The organism is Nocardia nova (assembly GCF_002933465.1).
GTDB classification, from domain to species: Bacteria; Actinomycetota; Actinomycetes; order Mycobacteriales; family Mycobacteriaceae; genus Nocardia; species Nocardia nova_B.
This window is the reverse complement of sequence record NZ_PSZE01000006.1, coordinates 102604-116324: the sequence shown is the minus strand read 5'-3', so window position 1 is coordinate 116324 and position 13721 is coordinate 102604. Positions and strand designations below refer to the sequence as shown.

The 13721-nt window shown below is 69.0% G+C and carries 1 protein-coding gene (running past one end of the window); it reads right to left on the bottom strand.

Going from position 1 to position 13721, the window contains the following annotated elements:
- On the bottom strand, nucleotides 1-13721 hold the 5' end (the start) of the coding sequence (locus tag C5E41_RS09660; protein WP_104375604.1) for a non-ribosomal peptide synthetase. It extends 30268 nt beyond the left edge of the window; the window shows 13721 of its 43989 coding nt (coding positions 1-13721); it begins with the start codon at nucleotides 13719-13721; the stop codon falls past the left edge of the window.

Here is a 13721-nt window from a genome sequence, read left to right as displayed (position 1 = left end):
GCGCGCGCGTAGTCGGTGAGTCGCGCGTGCAGGTCGGCGTCGATCGAGAACTCGTGTGTCGCACCGGCATTGGTGGCGATCTCCGGCCGCGGACGATCGGCCGGCAGTTCGATCTGCTCGGGCAGATCGCGCAACTGTTCGGACCAGTAGGCGATCTGGCGGGCGGCGACCGATTCCGGAGCGTTCTCGGCGCCGAGCACCTCGCGCTGCCACAGCGCGTAGTCGGCGTACTGCACGGGCAGCGGCGCCCACTGCGGCGACTCGCCGCGCGAGCGCTCGGCGTAGGCGGCGACCACATCGCGCAGCAGCGGGCGCAGCGAGAAGCCGTCCCCGGCGATGTGGTGCATGACCAGCACGACCACCTGGTCGCGCGGGCCGAGCTCGAGCAGGGTGGCCCGGAACGGGACCTCGGCGGTCACGTCGAAGAAGACGTTGACCAATTCCGCGACGCGCGAGGGCAATTCGCCGGCGTCCACCGATTCGATGGCGAGTTCGACACCGGCGGCGCGCGCGGGCAGCACCCGCTGGTAGCCGTCCCCGGCCACCTCCGGGTACACGGTGCGCAGCGATTCGTGCCGCGCGACCACATCGCGCACGGCCGCGGCGAACGCCTCGCGGTCGAGCGCGCCGGTCAGCCGGATCGCGACCGGGATGTTGTTGACCGCGGTGCGGTTGTCGAACCGGTTGAGGAACCACATCCGCTGCTGGGCCGGCGAGAGCGGCACCAGCTGCGCGGTCTCACCGTCCGGCAGCGTGACGGGCTCGGGCCGCGACTGCGCGGTCAGCGGGAGCCGTCCGCCCTCTCCTGCTCGAGTTTCCAGGCGCGCGGCCAGTGCCGCCACCGTGGAAGCCTCGAACAAGGTGCGGACTCCGACCTCGGTGTCGAGCGCCGCGCCCAGCCGGGCCGCCACCTGGGTGGCGAGCAGCGAGTTGCCGCCCAGTTCGAAGAAGTCGTCGTCCAGGCCCACCCGGTCCAGACCGAGGATCTCGGCGATCACATCAGCCACGGACTGTTCGACCGAAGTACCGGGCGCGCGGAACACCTTGGCCGCGAAGGTCGGCGCCGGCAGCGCCTTGCGATCCAATTTGCCGGAGGCGTTGAGCGGGAAGCTGTCGAGCACCACGAACGCCGCGGGCACCATGTACGCCGGAAGCTGTTCGGTCAGTGCGGATTTCACGACGTCCACGGCGATCTCGGCGCCCGGTGCGGCGATCAGGTAGGCGACCAGCTGATCGCCGGCGCGTTCGTCGGAGCGCACCACCACCACGGCCTGACCCACCGATGCGACGGCGGTCAGCGCGGATTCGATCTCCCCGAGTTCGATGCGCAAGCCGCGCACCTTCACCTGGAAGTCGGTGCGACCCAGATACTCGAGTTCACCGGCTTCGGTCCAGACCACCAGGTCGCCGGTGCGGTACATGCGCGCCCCGTCGCCGAACGGATTGGCCACGAAGCGGTCCGCGGACAGATCCGGCCGGGCCACATATCCGCGGGCCAGCTGGGCGCCCGCCAGATACAGCTCGCCCGCGACACCCACCGGAACCGGCTGCAGCCGCGCGTCCAGCACGTAGACCTGGGTGTTGAACACCGGCGCACCGATCGGCACCGACGCCACGTCCGCGTCGACGACCTCGTGATAGGTGACGTCGACCGCGGCCTCGGTCGGGCCGTAGAGGTTGTGCAGGCGAGCGCCGGTCAGGCGGCGCAGCTGCTGCGCGGTGGTGCCGGGCAGCGCCTCACCCGAGGCGAAGACGTTGCGCAGGCCGGTGCATTCGGACGCGGCCGGCTCGCCGACGAAAACCGCGAGCATGGACGGCACGAAGTGGGTGACCGTCACGCCCTCGCGCACGATGACCTCGGCCAGATAAGCCGGATCGCGATGGCCGTCCGGTCGGGCCACCACCAGGCGCGCGCCGACCTGCAAGGGCCAAAAGAACTCCCACACCGACACGTCGAAGGTGGCCGGGGTCTTCTGCAGCACCACATCGTCGGCGGCCAGGCCGTACTGGGCGTGCATCCACACCAGGCGGTTCACGATCGCGGTGTGCGGAACCGCCACACCCTTCGGGCGTCCGGTGGAGCCGGAGGTGAAGATCACGTAGGCGGTATTGCCTGGACGCAGCGGGGCGGTCCGGTCGGCATCGGTGAGCGGCGCGTCCGAATATGCGGACAGCTCCAGCCGGTCGATGCGCACCTCGGGTGCGATATCGCTTGTGGTGGAGACGTTTTCGCGCAGATCGGCGCCCGAGGTCAGGACGCAGACCGGGCGTGCGGTGTCGAGGATGTAGTCGGTGCGCTCGGCCGGATGATCCGGGTCCAGCGGCACGTAGGCGCCACCGGCGGCGGCCACGGCGTACATGCCGACCACCAGATCGATCGACCGCCGCATACCCAGGGCTACCAGCGACTCGGGTCCCACACCCTGGTCGACGAGCCAGCGGGCGAGGCGGCGCACGCGGGCGGCGAACTCGGCGTAGGACAGACTCGTCCCCTCGAAGATCACCGCGGTCGCGTCCGGTGTGCGCGCGACCTGGGCCTCGAACAGCGAGACCAGCGTCGCGGCGGCATCGTCGGACACCGTCGGCAGGGCGGCGTCGATGGGGAATTCGGTGTCGTTCCAATGCCGCAGCACCAGAGCACGTTCGGTGGCGTCGAGAATCGGCAGGGCGCCCAGGGCGACCGACGGATCGGCGGCCACGGCCCGCAGCACGCGCAGGAAGCGATGGGCGAACGACTCGGCGAACACCTCGTCGAACAGATCGGTCGCGAAGACCAACTCTGCGTCCATCGCGGCATCCGCACCGGTGCCGCCGGCGCCTACCGGCCCCTCGCTCAACGTCAGCTGCAGGTCGAATTTCGCCGTCTGCGCGTCGATTTCGAGTTCGGCGACCGTCAATCCGGGCAGTTCGAGGGCGTTGCGGCCGAGGTTCTGGAAGGACAGCATCACCTGGAACAGCGGATGCCGCGCCTGCGAACGGGCCGGGTTGAGCACCTCGACCAGCCGCTCGAACGGCACGTCGGCATGGGCGAATGCCGACAGGTCGCGCTCGCGGACCTGGGCCAGCAGTTCGGTGAACCGCGCGCCCGGGTCGACCTGGGCGCGCAGGACCAGCGTGTTGACGAACATGCCGACCAGGTCGTCGAGGGCTCGCTCACCGCGACCGGCGACCGGAATACCCACGGCGATGTCGTCGGTGCCGCTCAACCGCGCCAGCAACGCGGCGAAGGCGCCGTGCACCACCATGAACAGCGTGCTCTGCTGCCCCTGGGCGACTCGGCTCAGCCCGTCGACGAGCTCACCCGGCACCCGGAAGCGATAGGTCCCCGCCTCGTAGGTGGCGACGGCCGGCCGCGGACGGGTCGACAGCCGCAGTTCGTCGGGCAGGCCGTTGAGCGCGTTGTGCCAGTAACCGAGTTGTTCGGAGATGACCGACCGCGGATCGTCCTCCGAGCCCAGCGATTCCCGTTGCCACAGCGCGTAATCCGCGTACTGCACGGGCAGCGGCGCCCAACCGGGCTCCGATCCCGCGGTGCGGGCCAGGTAGGCGGTCATCAGATCGCGCACCAGCGGCGTCATCGAGAATCCGTCGGTGGCGATGTGGTGAACCACCACGACCAGCACATGCTCGGCCTCGCCGAGGCGGTACAGCCGCAATCGGGTCGGCGGCACCGCTGTCACGTCGAAACCGCGGCCGACGAATTCGGTCAGCGCGTCGAACAGGTCCGCCTCGGTCGTATCCACCACGTCCAGATCGGGCACGGCGCGGGTCGAGGGCAGAATCTGCTGGTAGGCCAGGCCCTCGTGGGAGGGATAGATCGTGCGCAGCGATTCGTGCCGGGCCACCACGTCCGCGATCGCGATACGCAGCGCGTCGATATCGAGTTCGCCGGTCAGCCGCACCGCGGCGGGGATGTTGTTGGTCGCCGAATCGGTGTCGAAGCGGTTGAGGAACCACATCCGCTGCTGCGCCAGCGACAGCGGCGGGAACTCCGGGCGCGTGCGGGGCGTCAGCGCCTGGCGCACACCGGATCCCACCTGGGATTCGACTCGTGCGGCCAAGGCGGCCACGGTCGGCGCCTCGAAGACCGTGCGCACGCCGACCTCGGCGTCCAGCGCCGCGCTCAGCCGCGCCACCACCTGGGTGGCGATCAGCGAGTTGCCGCCCAGATCGAAGAAGTCGTCGTCCACACCGACCGGACGCTCGCCGGTGTCCAGGCCGAGTACGTCGGCGAAGGTCCCCGCGACGATCTCCTCGACCGGCGTGGACGGCGCCCGGAATTCGCGGGCCGCGAACACCGGCTCCGGCAGCGCGCGCCGGTCCAGTTTGCCGTTCGGGTTCAGCGGCATCGCGTCCAGCGTGACGATCGCGGCCGGAATCATGTACGACGGCAGCAGCTGCGCCAGATGTGCGCGCAGCACCTCGAGGTCCACCACGCTGCCGGCCGGCACCACGTAGGCGACGAGCTGATCGCCCAGGCGCGCGTCCGAACGCACCACCGCGACCGCCTGGGCCACGGATTCGTGTGCGACGAGGGCGGATTCGATCTCGCCGAGCTCGATGCGCAGACCGCGCACCTTCACCTGGAAGTCGGTGCGGCCCAGGTACACGATCGCACCGTCGGTGCCGCGGCGCGCCAGGTCACCGGTGCGGTACATCCGGGAGCCGTAGTCGGCGAACGGATTCGCGACGAAGCGGTCGGCGGTCAGGTCGGCCCGGCCGAGATAACCGCGGGCCAGCTGATCGCCGGCGAGATACAGCTCACCCGCGACGCCCGGCGGCACCGGGTGCAGTCGCGCGTCGAGCACGTAGGCCTGCGCGTTCCACACCGGCAGGCCGATCGGCACCGCGCCGCGGACGCCGTCGGCCACCCCGGCGTGAGTGGCGTGCACCGTGAATTCGGTAGGGCCGTACAGGTTGTACAGCTGTGCCGTGCCGACCCGGCGGAACGCCTCGACGGCATCGGAGGTGAAGGCCTCACCGGCGATGAACAACGCCCGCAGCGACGCCAGCGCGGAACTGTCGACCGCACCGGAGAAGACGGTGAGCATCGAGGGAACGAACGAGGTCATGGTGACCTGCTCGGCGGCGATCACATCGGCGAGATAGCGCGGATCGCGATGCCCGTCAGGGGTTGCCACGACCATCCGGCCACCGACCGACAGCGGTGCGAACAACTCCCACACCGAGACGTCGAAGGTGGCGGGCGTCTTGAACAACACCACATCGTCGGCGCCGATGCCGTATTCGCCGGTGATCCAGCGAATCTGGTTCGCCACCGCGGAATGCGGGACGGTCACGCCCTTCGGGCGGCCGGTCGAGCCGGAGGTGAAGATCGTGTACGCCGGATTCGACGGACGCAGCGGAGCGAGACGATCCGCATCGGTCAGCGGCTCGTCGGAGTAGTCCGCGAGGTCCAGCTCGTCCAGGCGCAGGACCGTACGGTTACCGGCGTCGACGTCGCCCGCGTTCGCCGAGGTGGTCAGCACGCAGACCGGTTCGGCGGTGTCGAGGACGTAGCCGATCCGGTCGGCGGGCTGATCCAGGTCCAGCGGCACATAGCCGCCACCGGCCTCGAGCACCGCGTACATGGCGACCACCAGGTCCGTCGAGCGCCGCAGTCCCAGCGCCACCCGCGCCTCGGGGCCCACGCCCGCCTCGACCAGCCGCCGCGCCAACCGGCGCACGCGGGCCCCGAATTCGGCGTAGGTCAGGGTTTCGCCGGCCTCGCGATCCACCACCGCGACCGCCTCCGCGTAGGTGCGGGCGGCCTCCCCGAAAAGCTCGGGAAGCAGTGTCGCGGAACCGATCTCGCGCGAGGTGTAGTTCCACTCGCGCAATTCCCGATCGGCCTCGAGCGCGTCGATCAGCGGGATGTCACCGATGGGGCGATCCGGATCGGCCACCACCGCGGCCAGCACCCGGTCCAGCCGCTTGGCGAATCCGGCGATCGTCGGCTCGTCGAACAGGTCGAGCGCGTAGGAGAATTCGGCGGACATACCCGCCGCCACCCCCTCCGCGTCCGGCGCCTCCTGCAGGGTGAGCTGCAGGTCGAATTTCGCCAGCCGGGCGTCGTAGTCGATGCCGTTGACCGACAGGCCCGGCAACTCCAGGCTGGCGTGGCGGATGTTCTGGAAGGCCAGCATCACCTGGAACAGCGGATGCCGGGCCTGCGAACGGGCCGGGTTGAGCACCTCGACCAACCGCTCGAACGGCACGTCGGCATGCGCGAAGGCCTGCAGATCGGTATTGCGGGCTTGGGCCAGCAGTTCGGCGAAGGTCATTGCGCCGTCGACGTTCGTGCGCAACACCAGCGTGTTGACGAACATGCCGATCAGATCGTCGAGCGCGGCCTCACCGCGACCGGCGACCGGGGTGCCGATCGCGATATCGGAGGTACCCGACAGTCGCGCCAGCAGGATCGCCAGCGCGCCGTGCACCACCATGAACGGCGAGGCGTTGTACTTGCGGCCGAGGTCGGCCAGTCGCCGCTGGGTCTCGGGCGAGATGACGAACGAATACGTGCCACCGCGATACGTCGCCACCGCCGGCCGCGGCCGGTCGGCGGGCAGCACCAGCTCGTCGGGCAGATCGGCGAGTTCGCGGGTCCAGTACCGAATCTGGTTGGAGATCAACGAGTTCGGATCGTCCTCGGAGCCCAGCACCTCGCGCTGCCACAGCGCGTAGTCGGCGTACTGCACCGGCAGTTCGGTCCAGGCCGGCTGCTCCCAGTTGGTGCGCGCGGCGTAGGCGACCATCACGTCGCGGGCCAGCGGATGCATGGACCAGCCGTCGGCGGAGATGTGATGCACCACCATGCCGAGCACGTACTCGGTCTCACTGATCTCGAAGAGCCGGGCGTGCAACGGCACTTCGTTGGTCACGTCGAACGACATGGAGGCCAGTTCGACCAGGTGGTCGATGAGATTGTGCTCGGTCACCGGCACCGGGGTCAGGTCCGGCACGATCTGCGCGGCGTCGAGCACCACCTGCACCGGCGCACTGCCGGTCTCCGGGAACACCGTGCGCAGCGATTCGTGGCGGTCGATCACGTCGATGACCGCGACCTGCAGCGCGGCCACGTCCAGTTCACCCGACAACCGCATGGCGACCGGGATGTTGTTGACAGCCGAGGAAGTGTCGTAGCGGTTGAGGAACCACAGCCGCTGCTGTGCGAGCGACAACGGCACCTGTTCGGGGCGTTCCCGTGCCACCAGCGACTTGCGCGCGCCGTCGCCCGCATGCGATTCCACTCGCGCGGCCAGCGCGGCCACGGTGCTCGCCTCGAACAGCATGCGCAACGGGACGCGGGTATCGAGCGCGTTGCCCAAGCGCGAGGCCACCTGGGTGGCGATCAGCGAATTGCCGCCGAGGTCGAAGAAGTCGTCGTCCGCGCCGACCCGGGCCACGCCCAGAACCTCGCCGAAGGTCTGGGCGACGATCTCCTCGATCGGAGTTGCCGGAGTGCGGAATTCGCGCACCTCGAATACCGGCGCGGGCAACGCTTTGCGGTCCAGCTTGCCGGACGGGTTCAGCGGCAGCGCGTCGAGCACCACGATCGCCGAGGGCACCATGTACGCCGGCAGCCGCCGGTGCAGCGAAGCCTTGATGTTGTCGATGTCGACCGGCCCGGCCGGGGTGACCGCGTAACCGACGAGCTGATCACCGGCGACCGTGTCCAGGACGAGGACCACGGCCTGGTCGACCGCCGGATGCTCGGTGAGCGCGGCCTCGATCTCCGCGAGTTCGATGCGCTGACCGCGAAACTTCACCTGGAAGTCGGTGCGGCCGATGTATTCCAGCACGCCCGCGCGGCCGACCTCGGGTGCGTCCGGTTCGGTCCAGCGGACCAGGTCACCGGTGCGGTACAGCCGTGATCCGGGCGGGCCGAACGGGTCGGCTACGAATCGATCGGCGGTCAGGTCGGGGCGGCCGTGATAGCCGCGCGCGACCTGCACCCCGCCGAGGTACAGCTCCCCGGGCACCCCGACCGGAACGGGAGACAGACCCTGGTCGAGGACGTAGGCGCGCGTGTTCCACACCGGGCGGCCGATCGGCACCGTGGTGGGGGCGACGGTGTCCAGGTGCCATGCGGTCGCGTGCACGGTGAATTCGGTCGGGCCGTACAGGTTGTGCAGCGCGGCGGTGGAGAACTGCCGGAACGCGGTCACCGTCGCCGGCGGCAGCGCCTCTCCGGCGACGAGAACGGCACGCAGCGAGGCACATTCGGCCGGAGCTGCGGCACCGACGAAGACCGACAGCATCGACGGCACGAACGACGTCATCGTGACCCGATGGCGGCCGATGATCTCCGACAGATACATCGGATCGCGATGCCCGTCCGGTGCCGCGATGAGCATCTGCGCACCGACCGCCAGCGTGCCGAACAACTCCCAGACCGACACGTCGAAGGTCACCGGGGTCTTCTGCAGCACCACATCGGCCGGCCCCATGCGGTATTGCGCGGTGATCCAGGCGATCTGGTTCACCACAGCGGCATGTGCGACCGCGACACCCTTCGGACGTCCGGTGGACCCGGAGGTGTAGAGCACGTATGCGGTATTGCTCGGCCGCAGCGGGGCGAGTCGATCGGCATCGCCGACCGGGGTCGGCGGATAGTCGTCCAGGTCGACGGTGTCGACCGCGATCACCGGGATGTCGCTCGCGCCGACGCCGTCGTCGGTGGTCGTCAGCAGGCAGACCGGACCCGAGGAGGCCAGCACGTATTCGGTCCGCTCGGCCGGATGGTCGGGGTCGAGGGGCACATACCCACCACCGGCGGTCATCACCGCGTAGATCGCGACGAGCATATCCACCGAACGCCGGATACCGACGCCGACCAGTGATTCCGGTCCCACGCCGAGGTCGATCAGCTTGCGAGCCAAACGATTGACGCGCGCGTCGAATTCGGCGTAGGTGAGCTCGATCTGCTCCCCGACGTCCTCGCGCATGCCGCCGTCGAACAGCACGGCGAGCTCGTCGGGCCGCTGCCGAACCTGCTCGGCGAACAGATCCAGCACCGTCGGAGCCGAAACTCCGTGCGCTGTCTCGTTCCAGCCCGAGAGCACCGTGACCCGTTCGGCATCGTCGAGCAGATCGATCTCACGCACCGCCGTATCCGGGTGCGCCGCCACAGATTTCAGGATCCGCAGATAGCGCTCGGTGAATTCGGCGACGGTCGGCGCATCGAACAGATCGGTGGCATAGGAGACCTCCGCAACCATCCCGGCGGGCGCACCGGAGCCGGAACGCTCCTCGGTGATGGTCCACTGCAGGTCGAATTTGGCGATGTCGACGTCCAGTTCGTCGGCGGTCACCGACAATCCGGGCAGTTCCAACGTGGCGTGCGACATCTCCTGGAACGACAGCATCACCTGGAACAACGGATGCCGCGCCTGCGAGCGGGTCGGGTTCAGCACCTCGACCAGTCGTTCGAACGGCACGTTGACGTGCGCGAATCCGGCGAGGTCGACTTCCCGGGTTTGAGCCAGGAATTCGCTGAACGCGATGCTGCCCTCGACCTCGGACCGCAACACCAGCGTGTTGACGAACATGCCGATCAGATCGTCGAGCGCCTGTTCACCGCGACCGGCGACCGGCGTGCCGACAGCGATATCGCTGGTACCCGACAACCGGGCCAGGAGAACGGCCAACGAGGCGTGCATGACCATGAACAGGCTGACGCCGTGGGCCCGGGCCAGTTCGACCAATTGCCCATGCAATTCGGCGTCGATGGCGAAATCGACCCGGCGGCCGCGGAAGCTCTGCACCGGCGGCCGCGGGCGATCGGCGGGCAATTCCAGCTGATCCGGCAGACCGGCCAAAGCCTCTCGCCAATAACCGATTTCGCGGGCCGCGATGGAATCCGGATCGGCCTCCGAACCGAGCAGTTCCCGCTGCCAGAGGCTGTAGTCCTGATACTGGACCGGCAGCGGTGACCAGGCGGGGGCCGAACCGGCCGCACGCGCCAGATATGCGGCCGCGACGTCGCGGGCCAGGGGACCGAAGGAGAATCCGTCCGCGGCGATGTGGTGAACGACGAAAGCCACCGCGAAGTCCCGCGTTCCATTGCCGCGGCCGGCGGAAGTCTCGAATATCCGCACCCGGATCGGCAGTTCCCGAGACACATCGAATCCGGCGGACGCGAATGCCGCCAGCGCATCGTGCAGATCCGCCGCGTCGATCGGCTCCACCTCGATACCCAGGTCGACCTGTTCGGCCGGAATAACGAACTGATAGCCGCCGGCGCCGGACTCGGGGAAGATGGTGCGCAGCGATTCCTGCCGCTCCACCACGTCACGCAGCGCGGTCTGCAACGCGTCGATGTCGACGGTGCCACGCAGCCGCACCACGAAGGGCAGGTTGTAGGTGGGCGCGGCGGGGTCGAACTGGTTGATGAACCACATCCGCTGCTGTGCCAGCGACAGCGGCACCCGGTCCGGGCGATGCTGCGCGACCAGCGGCGGGCGCGCCGCGAATTCGCCGTCGGCGCCGTGTTCGGCCGCGGCATCGGCCCGGGCCGCGATACCCGCCACGGTGGGCGTCTCGAACAGTGCGCGCACACCCAGCTGCACGCCGAACGCGGCGGAGATGCGCGCGACGACCTGGGTCGCCACCAGCGAGTTGCCACCGAGGTCGAAGAAGTTGTCGTCCACGCCGACCCGGGGCTGGCTCAGCACGTCGGCGAAGACGCCGGCGACGATCGCCTCGGCCTGCGTGCGGGGGGCGCGGTAACCGGTCGCATCGGCGCTGAACACCGGCTCGGGCAGCGCTTTGCGATCCAGCTTGCCGGAGGTGTTGAGCGGGAACGCGTCCAGCACCATGATCGCGGCGGGCACCATGTAGCTGGGCAGCTTCTCGGCCACGAACCGGGTGAGATCCGCCGAATCGATCGAATATCCCGGCGCCGGAACGACATACGCCACCAGCTGCTGACCGGTCGCGGTGTCGACCACCAGCACGACGGCCTGGCTGACCGCCGGGTAGGCCAGCAGATCGGTTTCGATCTCGCCGAGCTCGATGCGCTGGCCGCGGAACTTGACCTGGAAGTCGGTACGGCCGATGTACTCCAGCACGCCGGTCCCGTCGGCCTGCCGGCCCCAGCGCACCAGGTCGCCGGTGCGGTACATGCGCTCGCCGGCGCCCGAGAAGGGATTGGCGACGAAGCGATCCGAGGTCAGATCGGGCCGGCCGCGGTAGCCGCGGGCCAGCTGCCGTCCACCCAGATACAGCTCACCCGGGGCGCCGATCGCGGCCGGACGCAACCGTGAATCCAGCACGTAGACATCGACGTTCCATTCCGGGATACCGATCGGGACCGTCGCGGTGTCGGCGGCGGTGGCCTCCCAGTAGGTCACCGAGACCGCGGCCTCGGTGGGACCGTAGAGGTTGTGCAGGCCGGCGTCCGGGTTGATCGCCCGGAACATCGCGGCGGTCTCCGGCGGCAGCGCTTCACCGATGACGAAAACCGCACGCAGCGAATCACATTGACCCGCGGTGGCGTGCGAGGCGAACACTGTCAGCATCGACGGCACGAAATCGGTGACGGTCACCGCGTGCCGCTCGATCATCTGCGCAACGTAGACCGGATCGCGATGCCCGTCCGGATCGACGACCACCAGTTTCGCACCGACCATGAGCGGCAGGAAGTAACCCCACAGCGAGACGTCGAAGGTGGTGGCGGTCTTCTGCAGATAGACGTCGGCCTCGGTCAGGCCGTATTCGTACAGCATCCACAGCTGCTGGTTGACGATGGCGTGGTGGGTGACCGCGACGCCCTTGGGCCGTCCGGTCGAACCGGAGGTGTAGATGACGTAGGCGGTGTTGTCCGCGCGCAGCGGCGCGAGCCGGTCGGCGTCGGTGATCGGCGCATCGGACACACCGGTGGTGTCGAGCGTGTCGATCTGCACCTGCCGCACCGAATCCGGCAGGTCCACCTCGTCGGCGGAACTGGTCAGCACGCATACCGGGCCCGCACTGTCGAGGATGTAGGCGGTGCGCTCGGCCGGATGATCGGGATCGATCGGCACGTACGCGCCACCGGCCTTCAGCACCGCGTGCATGCCGAGGACCAGATCCAGCGAACGCCGCATGCCCAGTGCCACCAGCGATTCCGGGCCCACACCGTCGGCGATCAGGGTCCGCGCCAGGCGGTTGACCCGGGCGCCGAATTCGGCGTAGGTCAGCGTTTGCCCCTGGAAGTCGATGGCGATCCGGTCGGGCGTGCGCGCGACCGCGGCGTCCAGCAGGGCCGGCAGCGTGGTGGTCGGCACGTCGTGGGCGGAGCGGTTCCAGCCGGTGACGGTGGCGGCCCGCTCGACGGCCGTGGTGATCGGCAGACCCCACAGCCGCTCCTGCGCATCCGCCTGCAGAAACCGATCGAAGAACTCGAGAAAGCGCGAATGATGGTGGCGCGCTTCGTCTTCGGTGTAGAGGTTCGGGTTGGTCTCGAAGTCGATCCGGGACCGCGCACCGCCCTCGGTCTGATAGAAGTTGACGCCGAGATCCTCGATGGAACCGGTGGAGAGCACATGCAAGCGGCCCGGCGTGCTGCCGAGTACCAGCTCGTCCTGGAACAGCATGATGTTGACCCAGGGGCCGAAGAACTCCTTGGTCACCACCCCGTCGCCGCTGCCCGATTCCAGGCCGGCGGCGGCGCTGTCGCGGCGGATGTCCTCGTGCCGATACCGCTGATGACGCAGCGCGCCCGACACCTCCACCTGCACCGACCTCAGCAGTTCGGTGACGGTGGTCTCGTGGCCGACGCGCAGGCGCAGCGGGACGATGTTCGAGGTGGCACCGCCGGAACGCCGCATCACCGCGGTGGTGCGCGCGGTGACCGGAAGGCTCAGAATGACGTCCTCAGCGTCGGTCCACTGCGCCAGATAGGCGGCGAAACCCGCGATCAGCAGGGCGGCCGGCGAGGAGTCGTGGCGACGGACGGCTTCGGCGAGCAGGTCGTTGCGAGCGTCGGACAGCGCGGCGCCGACCACGTCGTTCAGGGGGGCCGGGGCGGCATTGCGGCCGGTGAGGCTCGTGCCCTCCTCCAGACCGGCCACGCGCTCGGCCCAGTACTGCTTATCACTCTCGAAGCGGGTGCTGTCGCGGTAGGCGAATTCGGATTCGACCAGGTCGCGCAGGTCGGAGGCCTTCAGCGCGGCGGGCTCGACGCCGTTGCGATAGGCGGTGTAGCGCTCGGCGATCCGATTGACCTGGTTCACCGCGCCGAAGCCGTCGAGCACGATGTGATGGGCACGCGAGTACCAGAACCAGCGGTTGTCGGTGAGCTGCAGCGCGGCCGAGCGGACCAGGCGGTCGGTGACGATGTTCAGCGGGCGGCCGTAGTCGGCCCGCATCCACTCGTGTGCGGCCGCTTCCGGATCGGCGGCATCGCGCAGATCGACGTGTTCGACACCGTCGGTGTCGCCGAGGGTGTGATCGACGTACTGCAGCGGTTCGCCGTCGCGTTCGATGATGCGCACGAAACCGGAGCCCAGCTCGTGGGACGCATCCAGGCTGGCGCGCGAGAGCACCTCGACGTCGACGTCACCGTCCAGGTCGACGTACTGGGCGATCGTGATCGGCACCTGGGGGTCCAGGTGCTGGGCATACCAGATTCCGAGCTGCGCCGGCGACAGCGGGAACAGTTGATCCCCCGACACTGCCGCGGGCGTAACCTCGCCGCCAGCTTCGCCGTTTCCGCCGAAATCCAGCCGGTCCAA